The following is a 23386-nucleotide window of genomic DNA, read 5'->3' on the forward strand; positions in this document are numbered from 1 at the left end:
CGCAAACTGGCCTGGTCGGCAAGGTGCCAATCGGCGTATGCTGGCCTCATGATCGCCCAGCGCCTCACCGCCCGACGCCTGCTCCAGCTACTCGGCGAGTGGCGCGGTGCTGGCCACAGCTACCTGGAGTTGGCGGATTCGATCGAGCTGCTCGCGCGCGACGGCGCGGTCGCACCCGGCACGGCGTTGCCGGCAGAACGGGGCCTCGCAGAAGCCCTCGGGGTGAGTCGCACGACGGTCACTGCGGCTTACCAGCGGTTGCGTGAGCGCGCGGTGGCGGTGTCGCGGCAGGGCTCCGGCACCGTGCTCCGCGCGCCACGGCCGTTCAACGCCTCGTCAACCGGTGGCCAAGGAGAGGAGGTCTTCGATCTCACGCAGGCCACCCCGCAGGCCTGGTCGGGAATGGCTGCACTGGGGCAGCGGGCATTTGCTGAACGCCCCGACGCGTTTGCCCTGCCGGGCTATGACACGATCGGCGATCCCGTGCTGCGGCAGGCCATCGCCGAGCGGTACACCCGGCGCGGGCTGTCGACGACCCCCGAGCAGATCATGGTGACGCTCGGGGCGCAGCATGCGATCTTCCTCGTTGCTCGCACACTGTTGTCCCGCGGCGATCGGGCGCTCATCGAGTCACCCAGCTACCCCCACGCGCGCGCCGCTCTGGCTTCGACCGGCGCGCTCATCGCCGAGTTGCCGGTCGAAGTGACGACACGCGATCGTGCGGGAGCCCTAGAGATCGCATCGCGGGTGGGGCCGAGGCTGGCCTATTTGATCCCGGATCACCAGAACCCGACCGGCACAAGCATGCCGAGTGCGCTGCGCCCCGCACTCATATCTACCCTGGCTGCGCAGGGGAGTCACATGCTCGTCGACGAGACCACGGCCGAGCTCACGTTGGGAAACGTGCGAACTGTGCTGCCGTTCGCCGCGGCGGCCGAACACGCCTATCAGCAGGACGCGATCATTACGGTTGGGTCGTTGGGCAAGACGGTGTGGGGAGGGCTGCGCATCGGATGGATCCGGGCTGCACCCGAGCTGATTGATCGCTTCGAGACGGAGCGGCGGGTGGGGGATCTCGGCACGGGGGTCTGGGAACAAGTGCTCGCGACGTATGCACTTGAACGCTATGACGAGATCCTGCAGGACCGATGCCAGGAGCTCACCCGCAAGCACCGGCTGCTCATCGACGAGCTGGCGACGCAGCTGCCCGAGTGGCGCCCCTCCCTCGTCGAGGGCGGGGCATGTGCCTGGGTTGACCTGGGGGCCCAACGTAGCACTGCGCTCGCGCGGGAGGCCGCAGTCCGAGGCGTCAGGCTCACCCCGGGACCCAGATTTGGCAGCCCGGGCGTCTTTGAACGGTTCCTGCGCGTACCCTTTACGCTGCCGCTCGCCGACATCTCCGACGTCGTGGGGCGGCTTGCCGATGCATGGCGTGTGCGCGGCTCGGCCTCCACGATGCCGGTGCGAGAAGATTCGCTGCTCTAGCGTCGCGTCGGGCCCGGCCGCATCGCGATAGAATCGTGACATCATGCTCGATATCGATTTCAGTGCACGCATCCGCGCGATCCGGTCCACCTACGCCGACATTGCGGCGGTGACTGATCTGCCGAAGCTCGACCGCGAAATTGTCGAGCTCGAGGAGCAGGCGGCCGCCCCGGGACTCTGGGACGACCCCGCCGCCGCGCAGAAAGTGACGAGCGGCCTGTCGCACCGCCAGGCCCGGGTCAAGAAGCTGCGCGGCATGGAGGGGCGCATCGACGACCTCGAGGTGCTCGCAGAGCTTGCCGTGGAGATGGAGGATGGGGACTCCGAGCAGGAGGCCATGGCCGAACTCGACGCACTCGAACTTGCCATGCAAGATCTTGAGGTACAGACCATGCTTTCCGGGGAGTACGACGAGCGGGCCGCCGTCGTGACGATCCGTTCGGGAGCCGGTGGTGACGACGCCACCGACTTCGCCGAGATGCTGCTGCGCATGTACCTGCGCTGGGCAGAGGACCACGACGTGCCGGCAAAGGTGCTCGACACCTCCTACGCTGAGGGCGCGGGCATCAAATCGGCGACGTTTGAGCTCAATGCTCCCTACGCATTCGGCAAGCTCTCGGTCGAGGCGGGCACGCACCGCCTGGCTCGCATCAGCCCGTTCGGCTCGGCCGATAAACGCCAGACAAGTTTTGCGGGTGTCGAGGTCATTCCGCTCTTGGAAGAGGCCACCGAGGTCGATATTCCCGAAACCGACATTCGCGTCGACGTGTACCGCTCAAGCGGCCCCGGCGGGCAGTCGGTCAACACGACCGACTCCGCCGTGCGTATCAGCCACCTGCCCACGGGCATCGTGATCTCGATGCAGAACGAGAAGTCGCAGATCCAGAACCGCGCCGCCGCAATGCGCCTGCTGCAGACGCGCCTGCTGCTGCTGCAAAAGGAACAGGAAGCGGCCAAGAAGAAGGAGCTCGCTGGCTCGGTCACCGCGAGCTGGGGCGACCAGATTCGCTCGTACTTCCTCTACGGACAGCAGCTCGTCAAGGACCTGCGCACGGGCTTTGAATCCACGCAGCCTGATGCGGTCTTCGACGGTGAGATCGACGGCTTCATCGCGGCCGGTATTCGCTGGCGCTCGCTGACAAAGAACGACTAGTTGCAGCGCGCCTGCGACCAGTTGTCAGCCGTGGGGCATAGGGTCAACCTGTCATGATTCTCTTCGAAAACGTCACCAAGAAGTACCGGGGAACACAAAAGCCCGCGCTCGACGGCATCGACCTCAAGGTCGACCGTGGCGAGTTCGTGTTTATTGTGGGTGCCTCCGGTTCCGGCAAGTCGAGCTGCCTGCGCCTGATTTTGCGCGAGGATCAGCAGTCGAGCGGCGAAATTCATGTGCTGGGGCAAGACCTCAGTAAGATTTCGTCGCGGAAGGTTCCCTACTTTCGGCGCAACCTCGGCACCGTGTTTCAAGACTTCCGGCTGCTGCAGAACAAGACCGTCTACGACAACGTAGCTTTCACCCTTCAGGTGATCGGCAAGTCGCGCGGCTTCATTCAGGAGGCAGTGCCCGACACGCTTGAGATGGTCGGCCTAGCGAACAAAGCTAAGCGCTTTCCACACGAGCTCTCGGGCGGCGAGCAGCAGCGCGTCGCGATCGCGCGAGCGATCGTGAACAAGCCCGCAATCCTTCTGGCCGATGAGCCCACGGGTAACCTCGACCCGGCTACCAGCCTGGGCATTATGCAGCTGCTGCGTGCGATCAACGCGTCGGGCACCACCGTGGTGATGGCGACCCACGAGGCAACCTTTGTTGACATCATGCAGCAGCGTGTGGTCGAGCTGTCGAACGGTATCGTCGTGCGCGACGAGGTCGGCGGCGGCTACGGCGAGACGGCGTCGATCCCGGTCGCAGACCTGTCGGCCGAGAGCATGCAGGCGCTGCGCACGACAGAAGCAGTGGTGCGTGCCGCACTCGCTCCCGAGGAAGTCGCCCCGGCAACAGGTGAAGTTGACGATCAGGGCGCTGCTATTCCCCAGGCGGCAGCGGTCGATGCCGCTCCCGCAGTGCAGGATCCAGAGCCCACCGTGGCCCAGGGGCCTGAATCGCAGAACACCGAGCTGCAGAACACCGATCTGCCACCCGCCGAGCCGCAGGGCGTTGACGCTCAGGCGGTCGAGGCCCAGGTGCCCGCAGCAATCGAGCTGCCCGAGCCCCCGCGCGAGGCATCGGTATATCGTGAGCCGGCTCCCTTCGGTGACCCCGATAGCGAGATTGACGACGACTTTACCGATACGCACGATGCGGGCCCGCAGGCGAAGCGCATTCCGAGCTTCCTTGACCCCGACCGGCCGATGGATGCCGTGCGGATGTCTGAAACGGGCAGCCTGGCCGAGCACCTCGGACTCAAACCTACGAACGATGACCAGACAGATGTGGGGCCTGTGCGATGAGATTTGGGCTCGTACTCGGTGAGGTCGGGAGCGGCCTGCGCCGCAACCTCTCCGTAGTCATTTCGGTGATCTTGGTGACGTTCGTGTCGCTCACATTTGTGGGCACCGCGATTCTGATGCAGCTGCAGATCCAGCAGATGAAGACCTTTTGGTTTGATCGCGCTCAGGTTGCGATCTATCTGTGCACCGACTACGACGAAACCGCCACCTGCGCGGGCACGGACGCCGGGGAAGAAGAGATCAACGCGGTCGAAGACGCGCTGAAGTCTGACATCCTCGCCCCGTATGTCGATGACTACTTCTTCGTGACGCACGAACAGGCGTACGAAGAGTTCAAGGAACAGTTCAAGGGCAACCCGATCCTGGACATCACGAAGCCGGATCAGCTCAACCAGACCTTCTGGGTGAAGCTCAAGGATCCGTCGCGCTCCGAGATTATTCAGGAGACCTTTGCTGGCATTCCCGGTGTGCAAAGCGTGTCTGACCAGCGCAGTCTGCTTGATCGCATCTTCCTGTTCCTGGGGGTTGCGAGTTACACCGCGATCGCGATCGCTGGCCTCATGCTGGTGGCGGCCATGCTGCTCATCTCGACGACGATCAGGCTGTCGGCTTTCTCCCGTCGGCGCGAGATCGGCATCATGCGACTGGTCGGTGCCTCGAACCGCTTCATTCAAACACCCTTCATATTGGAGGGCATCATCGCCGCCCTCATCGGGGCGGTGCTCGCGGGCGCGGCCTCGGTCGCCATCGTCAAGTTCTTTGTGCAGGACTTCTTGGTGACAGAGGTGCCCTTCACCAGCTACATTACGGTCGAGCAATCGCTCATCGTGCCCCCGATTTTGCTGATCCTGGGTGCGGTGCTCTCTGCAATTGCCGCCAAGATCGCGATCGCGAGATACCTGCGCGTGTAGCGCAGACCGGCCCGCGATAGGCTGGGAGACCTCTGCCGGATCCGGTGCGTGCGGTGGCACCGCACGCACCGGATCCGGAACTTGCGGCATGTGCCGCAAACGACATGCCTCGCAAGGAAGGACGTGACCATGCCCAAGGAGACCGGTGAGAAGCTGATCGCTTCGAACAAGAAGGCTCGGCATGAGTACCACATCATCGACACCTACGAGGCGGGCATGGTGCTTACCGGCAGCGAGGTTAAGTCGCTGCGCATGGGCCGCGCATCGCTCGTGGACGGCTACGTTTTCATCGAGCGCGGCGAGGCGTGGCTCGATACCGCCTACATTCCCGAGTACCTGAATGGTTCCTGGACGAACCACGCGCCCAGGCGCAAGCGCAAACTGCTGCTGCACCGGCAGCAGATTGACAAGCTGTACCAAAAGACTCGCGAGGGTGGCATGACGATCGTGCCACTGCGCCTGTACTTCTTAAACGGTCGCGCCAAGGTTGAGATCGCACTCGCGAAGGGTAAGAAGGAGTACGACAAGCGGCAGGTGCTGCGCGAGCGGCAGGACACCCGCGAGGCCGAGCGGGCGATGCGGCAGCGCAACCAGACCGGGGACTAGCCCGCGCCTGCCTCGGCTGATTGTTGAAGCTGAATGCTGGCCGGGGTAAGTGGTGCTACCATAAAGATCCGGCCTCGTGCCGGATTTGATAACTCCACAGTGCATAATGTGAATGCCCTAGGCTTCGCCGTTCACGGCGTTGATTCAGGGGCCGATCGGTTTCGACACGTCGATTGGAGACTGTGAGAAGCGGGTCGAGGATGCGGAGTTATCTCGTTAACGCCCTTCGCAAAACAATAGGTGCAAACGTTAAGCGCACCGACTTCGCTCTCGCTGCCTAAGCACGAGACCGAGTCCGTCAGGCCGGGTGTGCCTCCGCCCCGGTTTCCTGACGTCATTTAGGAGGCTTGCTGGCACGTTGCGTCTCAGGGCGTGCCGGGACTTTTGCTGAGGCTGGGCCTGTCGTACTAGCTGTTCGTGGCAAAGAACGGGGCCGAGTAGAACGTCTTCACGAAATACACCCGTAGAAGGCACGGAATCGTCGAAGTGGACCGGGGTTCAATTCCCCGCGGCTCCACCGGAATTCATATTATGCACTGTGGCGTTGTCGCCTCTCGTCGCGTACGGCACCCGGTAGGCTGATGCACTATGAAGCGCGTAGCCGTGGTGGTCCTGGAGGGCGCCAAGCCCCTCGACGTGGGCATTCCCGCGCAGGTGTTTTCGCGGCGCTCCAGCATGCCGTACACCGTCGAAGTGTGCGGGGTGCGTCCCGGACTGATTGCTGGCGGCGACGGGCTGAGCTATCACGTCGAACATGGACTGGAAGCGCTTGAGGGCGTCGACCTCGTCTTTATTCCGGGGTATCGCACTCCTCAGCTGGACGCGCCCCCTGTGGAGCTCCTGGAGGCGCTTCGCGCCGCTCACGCCCGTGGCGCGCGCATCGCGGCCATATCGACCGGCGCGTTCGCATTGGCAGCCACGGGGCTGCTCAACGGGCGTCGTGCCACGACTCACTGGCACTACTCCCGCACCCTGGCGGAGCAGTTCCCTGAGATTCGGGTCGATGAGCGCGTGCTGTTTGTCGACGAGGGCTCGGTGCTCACCTCGGCCGGCGCGGCCTCGGGGATCGACCTGTGCCTGCACATCTTGCGCCAGGAAGCGGGAATGGCGGTGGCCAATCACGCGGCTAGACGCCTGGTGGCGGCGCCGTACCGCAGCGGCGGCCAGGCCCAGTACGTTCCGCAGAGCGTGCCCGAGCCGTACGGCGAGCGGTTCACTCGCACCCGCCAGTGGGCGCTGGAGCGCCTCGATGAACCCATCTCGATCGAGAAGCTTGCCGAGAACGCGGTCGTCTCGCCGCGCACATTTGCGCGCCGGTTTCGCGACGAGACGGGATACACCCCCATGCAGTGGGTGATGCGCGCGCGCGTGGATCGTGCACGCGAGCTGCTGGAGGAAACTGAGCTGGGCGTCGACGCAATTGGCGACCTGGTAGGGCTTGGCACCGCCACGAATCTGCGGCGCCATTTTCGTCGCGTGCTCGGCACAACCCCTTCTGAGTACCGCAGGGCTTTCTCGCGTGAAGTGCAGAACGATTCGGGCGGGGACGGCCCCGGCCGGAGCTGACTGCGCAGCCCGAAGCGGCGTGTTGGCAGTATTCGTTCGAACTGTGGCATAACTGCCACTGGCCGCGTCGCACCGTGTTCGCCATTCTTGAATCAGGTAACAATGTCTCCGTTGAAAGGGAACAGATTCATGACCGCTCGAGTGGCAATTAACGGGTTCGGACGAATCGGTCGCGGCGTACTGCGCGCGATCATGGAGCAGGGGAGCGACCTTGAAGTGGTTGCGATCAATGACTTGACCGATGCCGCCACGCTCGCCCATCTGCTTGCGCGCGACAGCGTGTACGGCAAGGCACCCTTTGACGTCTCGGTCGACGGCGATGTGCTCATCGTGGGGGAGCGTCGCATCAAGATCTTTGCCGAGCAAGACCCGTCCCAGCTGCCCTGGGGTGAGCTAAAGGTCGACGTCGTGCTTGAGTCGACCGGCCACTTTACCTCGCGTAAGGGCGCCTCTAAGCACCTCGAGGCAGGGGCTCGGCGAGTGCTCGTCAGCGCTCCCGCCAAGGGAGCAGACCTCACGGTCGTGCTCGGAGTCAACGACGACAAGTTCGACGCCGCGACGCACACGATCGTCTCCAATGCCTCGTGCACGACGAACGCCCTCGCGCCGCTCGCCAAGGTCCTCGACGACCTGGCCGGCATCGAGCAGGGCTTCATGACCACGGTGCACGCGTACACGCACGACCAGCGGCTGGTCGATGCGCCGCACTCCGACCTCCGCCGCGCACGCTCCGCCGCGCTCAACATCGTTCCCAGTTCCACCGGCGCCGCCGCGGCGATTGGGCTCGTGCTGCCCAACCTCGACGGCAAGCTTTCGGGCGACTCGCTGCGCGTGCCCGTGCCCGTCGGATCAATTGTCGAGCTCAACGCGATCGTCGCGCGAGAGGTGACTCGTGATGAGGTGCTCGCAGCCTACCGTGCGGCCGCAGGCGGCCCCTTGAACGGAGTGCTCGAGTACTCGGAGGAGCCGCTGGTGTCGAGCGACATCGTCGGTAACGCGCACTCCTCGATCTTCGACTCAGAACTCACCCGCGTCTCGGGCAAGATGGTGAAGGTTGTCGCCTGGTACGACAACGAGTGGGGTTTCTCGAACCGCGCCGCGCAGGCGCTCGAGATGCTCGCGGCATAGCCCCGTTGCAACCTGAAGAGCCGCCTCGACGATTCGTCGGGGCGGCTCTTCTGTGCTCGTGCGGCGCGGGTTAAGCGTCGGCCAGCAGTAGCAAACTACCGAGTACGGCGTCGCAGGCGTGCTGCGAGCACGGCGATCGCGCGCCAGCCCAGCAGAAACACCGCCAGGGTGATCGTCGCCACCAGCACGAAGGGCAATGCTGCGCCGGATCCGGTGAGTAGACGCAACCCCATGCCGATCGCGACCGTACCGATCCAGACGGGAATTCCCGTGCGCACGATCTCGAGTGGGCGACGGTACGCGAGGGTGGCGAGCCACATCACCGCGAGGCCTGCGAGAAACGGCCAGGCCGTCTCGAGGAGCCCTACAAGCGTGGCTTCGCGCGCGTGCTCGGAGCGACCGAGGCCGGCAAAGAGCGTCACCAGCGCGGCGTCGCACACAAATGCAAGTGCGATGGTGAGCGAGGAAACCTGGGGTGAGCGTTGCGAAGTCATCGGTGCCAGTCTATTGCGGGCGACCCCGTGAGGCGCTGAATCCCTGCGGCTGAGGGCTTAGCTGCCCTCGGTCGCGGCGTCGATCACCGCTCGGACGGCGTCGTGCAGGGCGCCATTGGTGGCGAGTGAGCTGCCGTTCCAGGCGCTCTCTGCCCCGTCGATGTCGGTGAACCGTCCGCCGGCCTCACGCACGATCGGCACGAGTGCGCTCAGATCGTAGGGCTTCACATCAAACTCGGCGACGATGTCCACCAGCCCCTCGGCGAGCAGCATGTACGACCACATGTCACCATAGGCCCGATCGCGCCACACCGCACGCGACAGTGCGATGAGTGGGTTCAAGTAGCCAGCGAGATCCCACTGCTGAATGCTCTGGAAGCTGAGTGAGGCGTGCTCGAGGTCCTTGACGCCCGACACCTGCAGCCTGCGCGGTTCTTCACCCTGCTGCTGGCCCCAGGCCCCGCCGCCCAGCTCTGCCCACCAGCGGGCGCCAAAGGCGGGCGCGGACACGACTCCCACGGTGGGTACGCCGTCGACCTCGAGGGAGATGAGTGCGGCCCAGTTGGGTACGCCGCGCAAGAAATTTGAGGTGCCATCGATTGGATCGATGACCCAGCGGCGCGAGCCGCGGTCGGCACGACCGGATTCCTCGCCAAAGAAACTGTCTTCGGGACGCTGCTCCTCGATCCGGCGCCGGATCGCGGCCTCGACCGCCTGATCCGCGTCGGTGACAAACGTGCGATCGGGCTTGGTTTCGATCGTGAGGTCGGCGGCTCGGAAGCGGGGGAGCGCAACTGAGTCGGCCAGATCTGCGAGCTCAAGCGCAAACTTGAGATCTTCCGAGTGGGTGAAGGGCTGGGCGGTCATCGGCCACGCTTTCCATAGTCGGCGAGAAATACGTTCTGGATACACGAAAGGCCCGACTAAATTAGTCAGGCCTTTCGTTTCCTGTACACCCCCCCGGACTCGAACCGGGAACCCATTGATTAAGAGTCAATTGCTCTGCCATTGAGCTAGAGGTGCTTACCGCTGCCTTGTCAGTGTGTTTCTCACTGCCGCGGCAACAAGAACTACTTTAGCACGGCCCCGGAGCTGCCCTAAATTCGACTGGCAACTCCGGGCGTGGCGCGGTGTGCGACCGGCTACGGGCGAGGAGGTTGGGAGAGCGCGTGGGCTTTGGGCTTGCGTACGAGGAAGCACGCGGCAACAGCCACGGCAACGAGTGAAGCGACCATGACAGCGAGGCGGGCAGTGTCTGCGTCGGCCTCGTTGGAGAAGCTCAACTCGGTGACCAGGAGCGACACAGTGAACCCAACGCCGGCGAGTGCGCCCACTCCGATGATCTCCCGCCACTTCACTGCCGGATCAAGCTCTGCGCGCGTGAACTTGGTGATTGCCCAGGTGGTCAGGGTGATGCCGATGGGTTTGCCCACCACCAAGCCGACGAGTACACCGATTGCAATGGGGTCGAACGGGAAGTTGGAGTCGCCGCCCACGGCGACGCCCGCCGCGAAGAACGCAAAGATTGGCACGGCAATGCCTGTTGACAGCGGGCTGAACCGGTGCTCGAACACCTCGGCGAGCGGGGTTCCGCGGCGGCCCGAGACGGGAATCATGAACGCGAGCAGCACGCCTGCGATCGTCGCGTGGATGCCCGAGGCGTGGAACAGGGCCCACACGACGATGCCGAGGGGCAACATGATGAGCCAGGGGCCCCACATGCCGCGAGCGAGGCGAGCGGGGAAGCGGTGCGCGATGAACGCGTAGAGCGCCAGCGGCACGATCGAGAGCGCCAGCGGCAGGAAATTGATCTCTGCGGTGTAAAAAATCGCGATGATGGTGATTGCGAAGAGATCGTCGACCACCGCGAGCGTCAGTAGGAACATGCGCAGCGCGGGGGGGATGCGGGGCGCGAGCAGGCCCAGTACCGCCACGGCAAACGCGATATCCGTTGCGGTGGGAATCGCCCAGCCGTGGCTGCCGGGGCCGCCATTGTTGATGGCGAAGTAAATGAGGGCGGGCACTGCGACGCCGCCAACCGCGGCGGCGACGGGCACTACGGCTGTCGAGAACTTACGCAATGCGCCGGCGACAAACTCGCGCTTGAGCTCGAGGCCGACCATGAAGAAGAAGATCGCGAGCAGGCCGTCGGCAGCCCACTGGCCGAGCGTGAGGTTGAGGTGCAGGGCCTCAGGGCCAATGCGGGTGTCGCGCAGGGCGAAGTATCCGTCGGCGAGGGGGCTGTTGGCGGCGATGAATCCCAGAGCTGCCGCGACCATGATGATGATGCCGCCGACAAGCTCGGCACGCAGAAGTCGACTGACTCGTGCTGCCTCGCGCTTATTGACGAGCGACAGGATGCGGCGCTTGCGGCCGCGGGTGCTGTGTGTGTTGGGGGTGTGGGCTGGGTTGTTCATTGAACACCTTCGATTTCGGGTAGCCGAACAAAATTGTCGACCAGGCTTCCCGACACACCACGCAATAGCCTAGCGAACGAGGCTGGCCCAGTGGAACCACTTGTGGCTACTTCGTGCCATCAAACTCTTGATCCTGCTCTTGCATAGCGACGCTGGCGACCGCAAGTGCGACGCCCGCGAGCCAGGTGCCCCATACGAGATACCTGCGCCAGTCCTTGCGCATTGTCGCTGACTTTCGTGCCACACCGATTGCGCCGAGTGCGGCGCCAATCACTGCGGGGCTGGTGACGTACTTACCAATCTCCACGATTCCTCCTCTTAAGGGGCCGGTTGCGGCGCGTGTCGCAATCCTATCGACGATGCGAGTCGGTATGTCTCAGGACCGTGCACGGGTGCGATAGTCTTAGGAGAAAGTCCCGCATGCGGGCGCAGTCTTAGATATGGCCGAACGAGCGGCCGCCTGAATTTAAGGAGATGCCGGAACATGGCGAAAGAGAACACCGAGGCGCTGTTCGAGGAGAGCTCGCGCGGTGGAGTGAGCGCAATTACAGCGGTCTTCTTCGTGCTGTCAATCGTGCTGTCCCTGGGCGGTATCGTGCTAATGAGCTACGGCTTTAACATCACCGTCGGTGCAGTGACCGAGCTGTGGCTGTTCGTTGGCGGCCTCGCTGCGAGCACCATCGGATTCGCTCTGCCGTTCACCGTGCTTCCCGCACTGGGTAAGTAGCGGACGCGAACGTATGTAGACGCGCGCTAGTGCGTGACGATGCCGGGAGCCCTTTGGGCCCCGGCATTGTTGTTTCTCGGACCGCTGCGCTGAATCGCCGACGAAACTTCGGCGCACGGCCCCGAGGGCGGCCTGCGGCATGTGCGAGGGCATAGACTGGCCGCATGGCAGAGATTGACATTAAGCCGCGGAGTCGCGACGTCACTGATGGAATTGAGAAGGCTGCAGCGCGAGGAATGCTTCGTGCGGTGGGAATGGGCGACGAGGACTGGGAGAAGCCGCAGATCGGCATCGCCAGCTCTTGGAACGAGATCACCCCCTGCAACCTCAGCCTTAACCGACTTGCACAGGGCGCCAAAGAAGGCGTACACGCGGGCGGCGGCTTCCCGATGCAGTTCGGCACCGTTTCGGTGTCCGATGGCATCTCGATGGGTCACGAGGGAATGCACTTCTCGCTCGTGTCGCGCGAGGTCATCGCCGACTCGGTCGAGACGGTCATGATGGCCGAACGCCTTGATGGCTCGGTACTGCTTGCGGGCTGCGACAAGTCGCTCCCCGGCATGCTGATGGCCGCGGCGCGTCTCGACCTCGCGTCCGTGTTCCTGTACGCCGGATCGATTGCTCCGGGCTGGGTGAAGCTCTCTGACGGAACCGAGAAGCAGGTCACCATCATTGACGCCTTCGAGGCCGTCGGTGCCTGCGTCGCGGGCACGCTCAGCGAGGAAGACCTCAAGCGCGTCGAGTGCGCGATCGCTCCCGGCGAGGGCGCCTGCGGCGGCATGTACACCGCCAACACCATGGCGTGTGTTGCTGAGGCGCTCGGCATGAGCCTGCCCGGATCGGCGGCACCGCCCAGCGCTGATCGCCGCCGCGACTACTTCTCGCACCGCGCCGGTGAGGCCGTCGTCAACCTGCTGCGTAAGGGCATCACGACCCGCGACATCCTGACCAAGAAGGCGTTTGAAAACGCCATCACGGTCGCCATGGTGCTCGGCGGTTCAACGAACGCCGTGCTCCACCTGCTCGCAATCGCCCGCGAGGCCGAGGTCGATCTGACGCTCGAGGACTTCACGCGCATTGGTGCGGTGACCCCGCACCTGGCAGACATGAAGCCCTTCGGTCAGTACGTGGCCGAGGACTTTGACCGCGTAGGCGGCATGCCCGTCGTCTTCAAGGCGCTGCTCGACGCAGGCCTCCTGCATGGCGACGTCATGACCGTGACCGGCAAGACCATGGCTGAGAACATTGCCGATCTTGATCCGGCACCCATCGATGGCAAGGTGATTCGTCAGCTCGATGATCCCCTCCACGAGGCCGGTGGACTCACCATCCTCAACGGAACGCTCGCACCCGAGGGCGCAGTCGTCAAGACCGCCGGCTTCGACGCCGAGTTCTTTGAGGGTCCCGCGCGCGTGTTCGAGCGTGAGCGCGCCGCGATGGACGCCCTCGAAGAGGGTGCTATTAGTAAGGGTGACATCGTAGTAATTCGCTACGAGGGACCCAAGGGTGGCCCGGGCATGCGCGAGATGCTGGCCATCACCGCCGCCATCAAGGGCGCCGGGCTCGGAAAAGATGTACTACTATTAACGGACGGACGATTCTCAGGCGGCACAACCGGCCTGTGCATCGGCCATATTGCACCGGAATCCGCCGATGGCGGTCCGATTGCACTGGTGCGTGACGGTGACCTGATTCGGGTCGACATCGCCCAACGAACGCTCGACTTGCTGGTAGACCCCGCTGAGCTTGAGGCCCGCAGAGACAACTGGGCCCCGCTTCCCCCGCGGTACACGCGCGGCGTTCTCGCAAAGTACGCCAAGCTCGTGCACTCCGCGTCAGAGGGCGCCATCACCGGCTAACTCTCTTGTGCGTCGCGATCGCTGCTCGAATGCACGATCGCGACGCATCTGACGCGTCAGCCACCATCCAGACGAAAGAAAGCAATGACCTCGGATTCGAGTGCAACTCCACCCATACCTGATCGGCGCGGTGAGCGCATGAACGGTGCTGAAGCTGTCGTGCGCAGCCTTGAAGCACTCGGCGTCACCGATGTATTTGGACTCCCCGGTGGCGCAGTGCTGCCCCTCTACGATGCACTCATGGACGCGAAGAAGCTTCGCCACGTGCTGGTGCGCCACGAGCAGGGCGGCGGCCACGCGGCAGAAGGCTTCGCGAGCTCGAGTGGTCGCGTCGGCGTATGCATCGCGACCTCCGGCCCCGGCGCCACGAACCTCGTGACGGCAATTGCCGACGCCTACATGGACTCGGTGCCCATGCTGGCCATCACGGGCCAGGTGTTCTCGCACCTCATGGGAACGGATGCGTTCCAGGAGGCCGACATCGTGGGAATCACGATGCCGATCACCAAGCATTCCTTCCTGGTGAAGAAGGCCGAAGACATCCCCGGTGCGCTCGCTGCGGCATACCACCTCGCCTCGTCGGGCCGCCCCGGTCCGGTGCTCGTCGACATTACGAAGGACGCGCAGGAGGGCCCGCTCGATTTCGTGTGGGACCCCCGCGTCGATCTTGCGGGCTACCGCCCGATCACGAAGGCGAACAGCAAACAGATCCAGGCCGCAGCAGACCTGATCGCTCAGGCTGAGCGCCCCGTGTTCTACGTGGGCGGCGGCGTGGTTCGCGCTGGCGCTGCAGAGGAACTCAAGCAGCTCGCCGAGCTCGTGGGCGCGCCCGTCGTGACCACGCTCATGGCGCGCGGCGTGTTCCCGGATTCGCACCCCCAGCACATGGGTATGCCCGGCATGCACGGCACTGTACCGGCCGTGCTCGCGCTGCAGGAGTCAGACCTGCTGATTACGCTCGGTGCACGGTTTGACGACCGTGTTACCGGCAAATCGGCGCTGTTCGCTCCCGATGCCAAGGTGATCCACGCAGATATCGACCCCGCCGAGATCGGCAAGATCCGCGCGGCCGATGTGCCGATCGTGGGCGATGCCGCCGAGGTGATTTCTGACCTCATTGCTGCGGTGTCGACCGCAAAGCTGTCACGCGAGTTCGCTGACATGTCGGCCTGGTGGGAGCGGCTCAACGGCCTCGTCAAGACGTACCCGCTCGGCTACCAGGGCACGACGGACGGCCTGATGTCGCCGCAGCATGTGATCCAGCGCATCGGTGAGCTCACCGGCCCCGAGGGAATCTACGCCGCGGGCGTGGGTCAGCACCAGATGTGGGCCGCACAGTTCATCAAGTACGAGCGCCCGCACGCCTGGCTCAACTCGGGCGGCGCTGGCACCATGGGCTACTCGGTGCCGGCCGCAATGGGTGCCAAGGTCGCAGAACCGGATCGCGTTGTCTGGGCGATCGACGGAGACGGCTGCTTCCAGATGACGAACCAGGAGCTCGCCACCTGCGTGGTGAATAACATTCCCATCAAGGTTGCGATCATCAATAACTCGTCGCTCGGCATGGTGCGCCAGTGGCAGACCCTCATTTACGATGGTCGCTACTCGAATACCGAGCTGAACACGGGCCACGGTTCGCCTCGCGTGCCCGACTTCGTGAAGCTCGGCGAGGCGTATGGCTGCCTGGCCATTCGCGTCGAGCGCGAGGAAGACGTCGATGCCGCAATCAAGCTGGCCCTCGAGACGAATGATCGCCCCGTCGTGATCGATTTCGTTGTGAGCGCCGACGCAATGGTGTGGCCGATGGTGCGCCAGGGTACGTCGAACAGCGACATTCAGTACGCCCTTGAACACAGCCCCGAGTGGGAGGACGAGTAAACCATGGCACGTCACGTACTCAGCCTCCTCGTAGAGGACAAGCCCGGCCTGTTGACCCGTGTAGCGGGGCTCTTTGCCCGACGCGGTTTTAACATCGAGTCGCTTGCAGTGGGACCCACCGAGATGAAGGGGCTCTCACGCATCACGGTTGTCGTTGATGAAGACGAGACCCTGCTCGAGCAGGTCACGAAGCAGCTCAACAAGCTGATCAATGTGATCAAGGTCGTCGAGCTCGATACCTCCAGCTCGGTGCAGCGCGAACACGTGCTCATCAAGGTGCGCGCCGACAATCAGTCGCGCTCGCACGTGCTTGAGGCCGTCAACCTGTTCCGTGCCCGCGTCGTCGACGTGGTGCCCGACGCCCTGACCATCGAGGTCACGGGTGACAGTAGCAAGATCGAAGCATTCCTCAAGGTGCTCGATCAGTACGGCATTAAGGAAATCGCGCAGTCGGGGCTCATTGCAATGGGCCGCGGTTCGAAGTCGATTACCGAGCGCGTCTTTAAGAACTGACACCGCGCGGAGCGCAGTGTCATCCTGCGGCTCGTAGGGCGGGGCGCGGGGGCGCCGCGGCGGGGGGGGGGGAGGGGCGCCGGGGGGGGGGGGGGGGGGGGGGGCCCGCGGGCGGCTCGTCCCGGCGCTACAGCGCCGGTACGAGCCGCAGGATCCACCAAACCAAACTGATTTTCTTTCACCACCAACAAAGGAGAACCCCGTGGCAGAGATGTACTACGACGCCGACGCCGACCTGTCGATCATCCAGGGCAAGAAGGTAGCTGTTGTCGGCTACGGCTCGCAGGGTCACGCGCACGCAATGAACCTGCGCGACTCAGGTGTCGACGTAGTTATCGCCCTCAAGGAGGGCTCGAAGTCGATTGCTAAGGCCGAAGAGGCCGGCTTCACGGTGAAGACCGTTGCCGACGCTGCTGAGTGGGCAGACCTCATTATGATCCTTGCTCCCGATCAGCACCAGCGTGCGATCTACAACGAGCAGATCAAGGACAAGCTGACCGCAGGCAAGACGCTCGCGTTTGCTCACGGCTTCAACATCCGTTTCGGCTACATCGAGGCGCCCGAGGGCGTCGACGTGATCCTCATCGCCCCGAAGGCTCCCGGCCACACCGTGCGCCGCGAGTTCGAGGCTGGCCGTGGCATCCCCGACATCATTGCTGTCGAGGTCGACGCAACGGGCAAGGCGTGGGACATCGCGCTGTCGTACGCGAAGGCAATCGGCGGCACCCGCGCAGGCGTCATCAAGACGACCTTCACCGAGGAGACCGAGACCGACCTGTTCGGCGAGCAGGCTGTGCTCTGCGGTGGCATGAGCCACCTCGTGCAGGCAGGCTTCGAGACGCTCACCGAGGCTGGCTACCAGCCTGAGATCGCCTACTTCGAGGTGCTGCACGAGCTCAAGCTCATCGTGGACCTGATGTGGGAGGGCGGCATTGCCAAGCAGCGCTGGTCGATCTCTGACACCGCTGAGTTCGGTGACTACGTTTCGGGCCCCCGCGTCATCGATGCCGGTGTGAAGCAGCGCATGCAGGAGGTGCTCGCTGACATTCAGTCGGGTGCATTCGCAACGCGCTTCATCGAGGACATGGACAACGGTGGCGTTGAGTTCCAGGCCATGCGTGCCAAGGAAGAGCAGCACCCCATCGAGAAGACCGGTCTCGAGCTGCGCAGCCTCTTCGCGTGGCAGCAGACCGACGCCGACTACGTCGACGGCTCGGCCGCTCGCTAAGTAGCCAGCACAGCTGCCTCATTCTGAAGTAGTGACGCCCAGGGCCCCCGAAGCACTCGCTTCGGGGGCCCTTTGCTATGGGCGCTGCTGCTGGGACCCAATAGGCTCAACAGGCTCAACAGGCTCAACAGTGGCATCAGCCTCGGCACCCGCGGGCCTGCGCACTAGCTCGACGACGACCAGCAGCAGGCACATGATCGCCACCGTCCACGCGACGAGGCCGACGCTGAGAGGGCGCGCAAAGAGCACCACGAGCATGGCGGCCGTGCACACAAGCACGACGAGCCCACTGTGCCATCGTTCGACAGCGTGGCCGACCTTGCGGGTGTCCAGCCCGTGCGCGTCGAGGAAGCGGTGCGCGCGATCGGACGCCGAGGCCGCTATGCCGCGAAGCGCACGCGCGCGCCGCGATCCACCCGCGAGCCAAGCGGCAACCATTACGATGAGGGCCACCAGCACGAGGGCCGCAATGGTGGGCACCAGGCGGGAGATGACCTGCTCGTATATGGCCCGGGCCGCCTCAGCCGACATGATCGACGGGCTCAGCGACGACACGAACACTGCGCGACCGATGCCGACCCCAGACGCGAGGATTAGCAGAGACGCCGCAGTTCCGGCCGCCGTCCACGCGATGGTGCGCGCACGCTTTCGCGCGATAGCGACCCCGACGACGAGGAGCCCCAGCACCACGTACGGGATCCAGAACCCGATGCTCACGGCGACGAGGTACAGGGAACGTACCGTTGCCAGCGCGTCGGAGCTGACGATGATGATCGTGCGGTCGATGGTAGGAATCGCATCGGCGACCCCGATCCCACGTGACTGCAGCTCAGACTTAATCTGGCCCGTCACCTCGCCAACGTTGAGGGAAAGCACGCCCTCGTGCGAGAGCGACACCAGCGCGCCAGGGTGCCCCTGCAACACTGTGATCGTGCGGCTGTGCGTTTCGCGGAGCGCGTTCTCCCACACCGTGGAGAACTGCGGAGAGGCGACTACTGTTGAAACCCCTGATTCAACGATCGATCTCACCCCCGCGGCTGCGGGGCCCTCCAACAGGCTGAGCGCTGCGCTCGCTTTCGGGGGGAGATCGAGCGCGGTGAGCCCGTCAAAGAGTTCACCAACGAGTGCCTTGACAGGAACGTTGTCATCGAACGCGGTCATCGCCTGATCGGCTATGAACCCCTGTACCTCGGCGTGTTCGACCAGGGGCGCGAACGTCGCGACAAACTGATCGGTGTCGACGAGCTCTGCGCGCACCCAGGGGCCCAGCACCGCCAGGGGAGCCAGGATGAGCCCGACGACGATGAGTAGGCCCGAGACCACCGCGCGCCATCTCTGCTTGCGGGGACCATCTACGCGTGGGGGGCCGACCGAATCGTGCTGCGCGGACTCGGTCAGTTCTCGGTTCTGTGCCTCGAGCTCAGCGACCCTGGCCCGGAGCGAATCGAGATTCATCGAAGATTCTGTCGACCCCACAGCTTCATCCCCTAGGCTCCTCGTCGAACAGCGACAGTGCTGTCAGGAATCAACCTACTGCACGACCGGATTCTGGCCCAGGTCTCAACCCACTATTGGCCGCTCGCACGCTTTGTGCGCGCGGTCGCTGGAGCGGTCCAGGGATCCTCTGGCCACGGATGCCTGGGATACTTTCCCCGCATCTCGCGTCGCACCTGCTGGTACGGTCCATCCCAAAAGGAGCGCAGGTCGTCGGTGATGGCGAGCGGCTTGCGTGCGGGCGACAGCAGGTGAAACAGCACCGGCACGCGCCCGTCCACGAGCCGGGGCGTCTCGGCGAGGCCAAACAGCTCCTGCAGCTTGACCGCGACGACCGGGCGCTCGCCCGTGGCGTAGTCGATGCGCACCCGCGAGCCCGACGGCACCGCGAGGGACTCAGGCACGAGGTCGTCGAAGCGCGTCGCCTCTGGCCAGGGGAGCAGTCGTCTGAGAGCCTGCGAGATCCCGAGCCCCGAGAGCGAGGCATCGGGGCGCAGCTTGGACAGATCCGGAACCAGCCAGTCCTCGAGGTGTGCGAGCAGCACCTCGTCGCCGACGTCGGGCCAGGGGCTGCCGAGCTCGCGGTGCAGGAGCGCGAGACGCGCGCGGAGCCCGGTCGCACCCTCGCTCCAGCTGAGAGCCTCGAGCCCGGCCTCGCGCAGGTGCGCCGCGTAGGCAGGGCCGGTGTCCTCGGGTAACGCACGCACCGGAACCGACGCCAGCACGATCGCGCCAAGCCTGCGCTCCTCCCGCACGCGCAGCTTGCGTTCGACGATGCGCGCGGTGCGCTCGTCGGAGGCGAGGGTGGCCGCGATGCGGAGCGCGTCGTGCGCGTCGAGGGGAGCCGCCAGCCGGATCACTGCCCCGGTGCCATCGGCAGCGCGCCCCTCGGCGCGCTGTACCTCGTGCACCGCGAGCCACTCGTGAGCAATAAGCCCGCTGCCCTCGGGAAGCGCGGCCCGGGTGCCGCTCGCGAGCAGGTAGCTGCGGGCGTGCTCTCCGGTGCGGCGCGCGACCCATTCGGGGCGGCCCAGCGCGACCACGATGCCGGGGGCATGCGGGTCGGGTGCCTGCAGGTCAAGGCCATGCGGGCGTACGCCGGATCCGGCCTCACCCGCACGGGTATCGCCAGTGCCCGCGTTGCGCACGAGTCGATCGACCTCGCGCTTCCACCGGCCTGCGCCCGGGTGCCGCCCCGTGCGTAGCTCGCGCAGCAGCCGCGTGAGGTCTGCGCCGGGGTCGCGGTAGTCATCCGACACCGCGGCAATGATCTCAGCGGCGAGGCGCGCGTCGCCCAGCTCGTGTGCGCCCTCGACCAGCGCGCGTGCGGCGCGTGCACCGACCGGGAGCAGCACAACGGCACGCCCGTCGACTGTGATGCCGCCCGTCGCGTCCACGAGCCCCAGCGCACGTAGCGTTTCGACGGCCGGCAGCATGGCGGCCTCGGGTGGCGCGGTGGGCAGCGCGAGGCCGACGCCGCCCGGGGTACCCCACGCCGCGAGGAGCAGCGCGGCATCGGTGAGGTCGGCCGAAGCAATCTCGGGTTGGGCAGCGGCGCGCATGTGCGCATACTCTGACTCGGAATAGGCGCGTACCGCGACCCCTGGGCCCTGACGCGCGGCACGGCCGGCCCGCTGTTCGGCGCTCGCCCGCGATGCGCTCACCGTGGTGAGCCCGGCCATGTCGCGGCCACGGTCCCGGCGCACCTCGCGGGCCAGCCCCGAGTCGATGACCAGGCGCACGCCCGGCACCGTCAGGGAGCTCTCGGCAAGCGACGTGCTGACGATGATGCGCTGCGGTTCGCCCGGGCCACGACCACGCACGGCACGATCCTGCTCGCGCCCCGAGATGCGGCCGTGCAGCGGCAGAATCTCGAGCATCCCCGCACGGCCAGCGGCGCCGCCGACAATACCGCCGGCACCGTCTCGCAGCAGCGCGACGAGGTCATCGACCTCGCGCGCACCCGGCACGAACACGAGCGCGTCGCAGGCGGAGGTGGCCTGCGCACGGAGGGTGACCTGAGCCAGGTGCGCGAGGTACTCGCGGTTGACGCCGCGCGGGCCCAGGCGCGCGCCAGCGAAGGGGGCGTGCTCGATCCTCAGCGGATGCAGCGCGGAGGGCACCTCGACCACGGGGGCGTCACCCAGCAGCGCTGCGACCCCGGCTGCGTCAAGCGTCGCCGACATCGCAACCACGATGAGGTCATCACGCAGGGCGCGGGCCTCGGACACCATGCCAAGCAGCAGGTCGCCCTCGACCGAGCGTTCGTGTACCTCGTCGAGGATGACGGCCCCCACCCCGGCCAACTCGGGGTCAGAGATGAGTCGCCGCAGCAGCACCCCGGGGGTCACCACCTCGACCCGGGTGCGTGCGCTCACGTGACGTTCACCCCGAATCGTAACGCCCACCGCCTCGCCCAGCGCGGTGCCCGAGAGCTCGGCGAGGCGGTGCGCGGCAGCACGGGCGGCCACGCGGCGCGGCTGAGTGAGGATCACGCGCTGCGCGCGATCCGGACCCGCCATCAGATTCGCCACCAGCGGCGGCACGAATGTCGTCTTGCCGGTGCCCGGGGGAGCGGTTACCACGCAGGCGCCGGTCGTTGCCGCGTGCTCGAGCTCGGCGCGAGCGCCCGAAACGACGAGCCCTGCGCCGATGCGGTCGAGGTCAAAGAGGTGCGGGGTCACCCCGCTAGTTTACGAGGCTCGGCTGTTGACTACTCCGCCGCGGGCTGCGGCTCAGCGGGCTGATCCTGCGTGGGCTGCTCGTCGGACGGAGCCTCGTCGGGCGTGCTCGCGGGGCCCTCGTCAAGCCCCGGATTGTCGGACGCAACCGCTGCGACCTCCTCAGCCGTGTAGCCACAGTAGTTCGTGGCTTCGCTCTCCCAGCGCTTGGTGAGCCGATCCTTGCCCGCTTCGTGAGCGGCGGCGACGGTGCCCTGATAGATGGTGCCGTCCTGAGAGGCCTTGTTGACGTCAGGCACGGATTCACAGACGTGAAACACGCTGCCTGATTTCGTCCAAAATACGGTGTCCTCGCCCGTGAGCTGCTTCACAATGTTGGTTTCGGTCGCGTACTGCTCCTGAGAGGGGGCGTCCCAGCTGATGCCGACGGCGCCTGCGATGAGCAGCACTGCGATGCCGATGCCGCCCGCGATGCCCTTTTGCTTGCCGTCCATGTCCTTGTTGAGGAAGATCATGATGATCAGCGGCAGAAACGCGATGATCGCGACGATCGCGCCCAACTGGTTCTGCACGAAGAATCGCAGCTTGTCTTCGCGTGAGGCGGGGGAGAGTCGGTTTGCTTGCTTCCACCACAGCGAACCAGCTACGGAGAGTACGCCGGCGACCGCGATCAGTGTGATCAGCAGCCACATGGTGACCGGCGACTGCCTGAGGACCCAGAAGATTGCAAAGGCCTCGGCCCCGATCGCCAGCGCCCACGCGACCCACGCGAAGATGCGCAGCCTGGTCGCCTTGGCGGCTGATTCGGGGGTTGGTTGCCAGACGGGCTGATCGACTGCGTTCTTGGCGCGGACCTGTGAAATCTTCTTGGTCGGCTTTGAGGTCGGTTTCGACGTCGACTTCTGACCTGGTTCCTGTGCCATACGGTGCCCCCTTGCGTCCTGTCACTTCGCTGCTGCGTTGCTGTCCTCACAGTAACAGGATTGATGCCCGGTTCGGCAGACTCAAAGATGCACTTCGCTAGGCTTATGTCGTGCAAAAAGACAACGATAGCGAGGGCCGCGAGAGCCGCCTCGCGAGCGGCTGGACGGTCGAGGGCGCGCCGAGTGCGAAGGCGCCTGCCCCGACCCCCGAGCCCGAAGCACTCGAGGCACCCTCTTCAGCGTTGGAGGGGGACGCGGCCGGTGAAGCGCCCGCCGACGCGGCCGGTGAAGCAGAGATCACCGACACACGAGTGCAGATGTCGAACGCGGCACTCGTGGTCTTGGGGGTGTTTGGCGGCATTTATCTCATGTACACCTGGGTCTGGTTCAGCTGGGCCGAGTACTACGAGAGCGCCAACAACCTCCTCGCCGCCTCGAGCGGCTCCCTCGGTGGCGTGCTGCAGCAGATCGTGTTCTGGGTGGCACCGCTCGCGCCCATCGGCTGGTTCCTGTGCGCGCTGCTGCTCAACCGCGGGGCGCCGACCTGGCGGCTTGCGCTGTGGATTGTGATTGGTGCGGTGGTTCTTGTGCCGCTGCCGATGTTTACGTGGGGTGCATAAGATGACGCGCCGGATCATTACCTGGGCCGTGTGGGCCATTGTTACCGGACTCTACGTCTACATGGTGGTTGCAGCCGTGGGAAGCCTCACGCTGCTGCCCCAAATGGTGGGCCTCATGGGGCTGTCGATGACGGGGATCGGTTGGTTCTGGCTCATCTTTGGCGTCGCGCTGCCGCCCATCGCGTATGTCGTGGCACTCATCCTGTCGCGCCGACGCGGGGCCGCCGTGCGCCTGCTCGCGCTCGCGACTGGGCTGTGCGCTGCCGCTGCCGTGCAGCTTGAAGTGATGCTGCTCGTGCCGCAGTCCAGCTTTTTCGGGTAGCGATTTTGGGGGCCTCCGCCCAGCCCTTGAGTGACGCCTCGTGACGATTCGGTCAGAGCCAGCCCGGTTCGGCCATTAGAATGGAA

21 protein-coding genes, 1 tRNA gene and 1 other RNA gene are annotated in these 23386 nt (G+C 65.1%); 15 read left to right on the plus strand and 8 right to left on the minus strand.

The genetic code is table 11. The features are described from left to right. Positions 1-48 precede the first annotated feature (48 nt). The 8 genes from yczR (at position 49) to gap (ending at position 8144) form a co-directional block, all read left to right on the plus strand. On the plus strand, positions 49-1485 hold the full coding sequence (gene yczR / locus C795_RS0110095) for a MocR-like transcription factor YczR (protein WP_017793639.1): 1437 nt from the start codon (positions 49-51) through the stop codon (positions 1483-1485). A 43-nt stretch (positions 1486-1528) separates the two neighbouring features. Next, entirely contained in the window at positions 1529-2638 is a 1110-nt protein-coding gene (gene prfB, locus C795_RS0110100; protein WP_017793640.1) for a peptide chain release factor 2, read from the plus strand. A gap of 53 nt (positions 2639-2691) precedes the next feature. After that, entirely contained in the window at positions 2692-3933 is a 1242-nt protein-coding gene (ftsE, locus tag C795_RS0110105; RefSeq protein ID WP_017793641.1) for a cell division ATP-binding protein FtsE, read from the plus strand. Continuing rightward, the gene (ftsX, locus tag C795_RS0110110; protein ID WP_017793642.1) at positions 3930-4844 is read left to right on the plus strand and encodes a permease-like cell division protein FtsX; all 915 of its coding nucleotides are present in this window, start codon (positions 3930-3932) and stop codon (positions 4842-4844) included. The genes ftsE and ftsX overlap by 4 nt, the downstream gene beginning before the upstream one ends. A 129-nt stretch (positions 4845-4973) precedes the next feature. Next, positions 4974-5450: an SsrA-binding protein SmpB gene (smpB, locus tag C795_RS0110115; RefSeq protein WP_026139592.1), complete on the plus strand. Its 477-nt coding sequence runs from the start codon at positions 4974-4976 to the stop codon at positions 5448-5450. Positions 5451-5597: 147 nt separating this feature from the next. After that, positions 5598-5970: a transfer-messenger RNA gene (ssrA, locus tag C795_RS16945) on the plus strand. Positions 5971-6038: 68 nt separating this feature from the next. Next, complete coding sequence (locus C795_RS15755; protein WP_033349513.1) at positions 6039-7016, plus strand: GlxA family transcriptional regulator; 978 nt, start codon at positions 6039-6041, stop codon at positions 7014-7016. 129 nt (positions 7017-7145) lie between these two features. Continuing rightward, entirely contained in the window at positions 7146-8144 is a 999-nt protein-coding gene (gap, locus tag C795_RS0110125) for a type I glyceraldehyde-3-phosphate dehydrogenase (RefSeq protein ID WP_017793645.1), read from the plus strand. 95 nt (positions 8145-8239) lie between these two features. Here gap and C795_RS0110130 read toward each other — a convergent pair whose 3' ends face one another. The 5 genes from C795_RS0110130 to C795_RS0110150 form a co-directional block, all read right to left on the minus strand. Next, the gene (locus C795_RS0110130) at positions 8240-8638 is read right to left on the minus strand and encodes a DUF3054 domain-containing protein (RefSeq protein WP_017793646.1); all 399 of its coding nucleotides are present in this window, start codon (positions 8636-8638) and stop codon (positions 8240-8242) included. Between the two features lie 57 nt (positions 8639-8695). Next, positions 8696-9505 carry an inositol monophosphatase family protein gene (locus C795_RS0110135; protein ID WP_017793647.1) on the minus strand — a complete coding sequence of 270 codons (810 nt, stop codon included), beginning with the start codon at positions 9503-9505 and terminating at the stop codon, positions 8696-8698. 84 nt (positions 9506-9589) lie between these two features. Then, positions 9590-9661 (minus strand) — tRNA-Lys (locus tag C795_RS0110140). Positions 9662-9780: 119 nt separating this feature from the next. Beyond that, the gene (gene nhaA, locus C795_RS0110145) at positions 9781-11055 is read right to left on the minus strand and encodes a Na+/H+ antiporter NhaA (RefSeq protein ID WP_017793648.1); all 1275 of its coding nucleotides are present in this window, start codon (positions 11053-11055) and stop codon (positions 9781-9783) included. Positions 11056-11161: 106 nt separating this feature from the next. After that, positions 11162-11362 carry a hypothetical protein gene (locus tag C795_RS0110150; RefSeq protein ID WP_017793649.1) on the minus strand — a complete coding sequence of 67 codons (201 nt, stop codon included), beginning with the start codon at positions 11360-11362 and terminating at the stop codon, positions 11162-11164. Between the two features lie 177 nt (positions 11363-11539). On the opposite strand from C795_RS0110150, the gene C795_RS0110155 reads away from it, so the two are divergent. From C795_RS0110155 to ilvC, 5 genes are all read left to right on the plus strand, one after another. Next, positions 11540-11782 carry a hypothetical protein gene (locus C795_RS0110155; RefSeq protein WP_017793650.1) on the plus strand — a complete coding sequence of 81 codons (243 nt, stop codon included), beginning with the start codon at positions 11540-11542 and terminating at the stop codon, positions 11780-11782. Between the two features lie 164 nt (positions 11783-11946). Beyond that, complete coding sequence (gene ilvD / locus C795_RS0110160) at positions 11947-13641, plus strand: dihydroxy-acid dehydratase (RefSeq protein ID WP_017793651.1); 1695 nt, start codon at positions 11947-11949, stop codon at positions 13639-13641. A gap of 84 nt (positions 13642-13725) precedes the next feature. After that, on the plus strand, positions 13726-15519 hold the full coding sequence (locus C795_RS0110165) for an acetolactate synthase large subunit (RefSeq protein WP_033349516.1): 1794 nt from the start codon (positions 13726-13728) through the stop codon (positions 15517-15519). A gap of 3 nt (positions 15520-15522) precedes the next feature. Then, positions 15523-16032 (plus strand): acetolactate synthase small subunit, encoded by a 510-nt coding sequence (gene ilvN / locus C795_RS0110170; RefSeq protein ID WP_017793653.1) that lies wholly within the window; start codon positions 15523-15525, stop codon positions 16030-16032. Positions 16033-16243: 211 nt separating this feature from the next. Beyond that, complete coding sequence (gene ilvC / locus C795_RS0110175) at positions 16244-17260, plus strand: ketol-acid reductoisomerase (RefSeq protein ID WP_408605768.1); 1017 nt, start codon at positions 16244-16246, stop codon at positions 17258-17260. 75 nt (positions 17261-17335) lie between these two features. Here ilvC and C795_RS15760 read toward each other — a convergent pair whose 3' ends face one another. The 3 genes from C795_RS15760 to C795_RS0110190 all read right to left on the minus strand — a co-directional run bounded on the left by C795_RS15760 (position 17336) and on the right by C795_RS0110190 (position 22358). Beyond that, positions 17336-18715, minus strand: a complete 1380-nt coding sequence (locus C795_RS15760) for a hypothetical protein (RefSeq protein WP_017793655.1) — start codon at positions 18713-18715, stop codon at positions 17336-17338. A 113-nt stretch (positions 18716-18828) separates the two neighbouring features. Continuing rightward, complete coding sequence (gene hrpB / locus C795_RS0110185) at positions 18829-21438, minus strand: ATP-dependent helicase HrpB (RefSeq protein WP_017793656.1); 2610 nt, start codon at positions 21436-21438, stop codon at positions 18829-18831. Positions 21439-21467: 29 nt separating this feature from the next. Then, a complete protein-coding gene (locus tag C795_RS0110190) occupies positions 21468-22358 on the minus strand; it encodes a hypothetical protein (RefSeq protein ID WP_017793657.1) in 891 nt (296 codons plus the stop codon). 110 nt (positions 22359-22468) lie between these two features. On the opposite strand from C795_RS0110190, the gene C795_RS0110195 reads away from it, so the two are divergent. Both C795_RS0110195 and C795_RS0110200 read left to right on the plus strand, forming a co-directional pair. Continuing rightward, positions 22469-22978: a hypothetical protein gene (locus C795_RS0110195; RefSeq protein WP_017793658.1), complete on the plus strand. Its 510-nt coding sequence runs from the start codon at positions 22469-22471 to the stop codon at positions 22976-22978. Between the two features lies 1 nt (position 22979). Further along, positions 22980-23300, plus strand: coding sequence for a hypothetical protein (locus C795_RS0110200; protein ID WP_017793659.1), 321 nt, complete (start codon positions 22980-22982; stop codon positions 23298-23300). Positions 23301-23386: the final 86 nt, after the last annotated feature.

This window comes from Leucobacter salsicius M1-8 (assembly GCF_000350525.1).
Lineage (GTDB): Bacteria > Actinomycetota > Actinomycetes > Actinomycetales > Microbacteriaceae > Leucobacter > Leucobacter salsicius.

What these genes read in the sequence shown, in the direction of transcription:
- ilvN (WP_017793653.1), top strand. Translation starts at nt 15,523, where the DNA reads ATGGCACGTCACGTACTCAGCCTCCTCGTAGAGGACAAGCCCGGCCTG.
- C795_RS0110155 (WP_017793650.1), top strand. Translation starts at nt 11,540, where the DNA reads ATGGCGAAAGAGAACACCGAGGCGCTGTTCGAGGAGAGCTCGCGCGGT.
- ftsX (WP_017793642.1), top strand. Translation starts at nt 3,930, where the DNA reads ATGAGATTTGGGCTCGTACTCGGTGAGGTCGGGAGCGGCCTGCGCCGC.
- C795_RS0110200 (WP_017793659.1), top strand. Translation starts at nt 22,980, where the DNA reads ATGACGCGCCGGATCATTACCTGGGCCGTGTGGGCCATTGTTACCGGA.
- prfB (WP_017793640.1), top strand. Translation starts at nt 1,529, where the DNA reads ATGCTCGATATCGATTTCAGTGCACGCATCCGCGCGATCCGGTCCACC.
- C795_RS0110130 (WP_017793646.1), bottom strand. Translation starts at nt 8,638, where the DNA reads ATGACTTCGCAACGCTCACCCCAGGTTTCCTCGCTCACCATCGCACTT.
- C795_RS15760 (WP_017793655.1), bottom strand. Translation starts at nt 18,715, where the DNA reads ATGAATCTCGATTCGCTCCGGGCCAGGGTCGCTGAGCTCGAGGCACAG.
- ilvC (WP_408605768.1), top strand. Translation starts at nt 16,244, where the DNA reads ATGTACTACGACGCCGACGCCGACCTGTCGATCATCCAGGGCAAGAAG.
- nhaA (WP_017793648.1), bottom strand. Translation starts at nt 11,055, where the DNA reads ATGAACAACCCAGCCCACACCCCCAACACACACAGCACCCGCGGCCGC.
- smpB (WP_026139592.1), top strand. Translation starts at nt 4,974, where the DNA reads ATGCCCAAGGAGACCGGTGAGAAGCTGATCGCTTCGAACAAGAAGGCT.
- ftsE (WP_017793641.1), top strand. Translation starts at nt 2,692, where the DNA reads ATGATTCTCTTCGAAAACGTCACCAAGAAGTACCGGGGAACACAAAAG.
- C795_RS0110135 (WP_017793647.1), bottom strand. Translation starts at nt 9,505, where the DNA reads ATGACCGCCCAGCCCTTCACCCACTCGGAAGATCTCAAGTTTGCGCTT.
- ilvD (WP_017793651.1), top strand. Translation starts at nt 11,947, where the DNA reads ATGGCAGAGATTGACATTAAGCCGCGGAGTCGCGACGTCACTGATGGA.
- C795_RS0110190 (WP_017793657.1), bottom strand. Translation starts at nt 22,358, where the DNA reads ATGGCACAGGAACCAGGTCAGAAGTCGACGTCGAAACCGACCTCAAAG.
- gap (WP_017793645.1), top strand. Translation starts at nt 7,146, where the DNA reads ATGACCGCTCGAGTGGCAATTAACGGGTTCGGACGAATCGGTCGCGGC.
- C795_RS0110165 (WP_033349516.1), top strand. Translation starts at nt 13,726, where the DNA reads ATGACCTCGGATTCGAGTGCAACTCCACCCATACCTGATCGGCGCGGT.
- yczR (WP_017793639.1), top strand. Translation starts at nt 49, where the DNA reads ATGATCGCCCAGCGCCTCACCGCCCGACGCCTGCTCCAGCTACTCGGC.
- C795_RS15755 (WP_033349513.1), top strand. Translation starts at nt 6,039, where the DNA reads ATGAAGCGCGTAGCCGTGGTGGTCCTGGAGGGCGCCAAGCCCCTCGAC.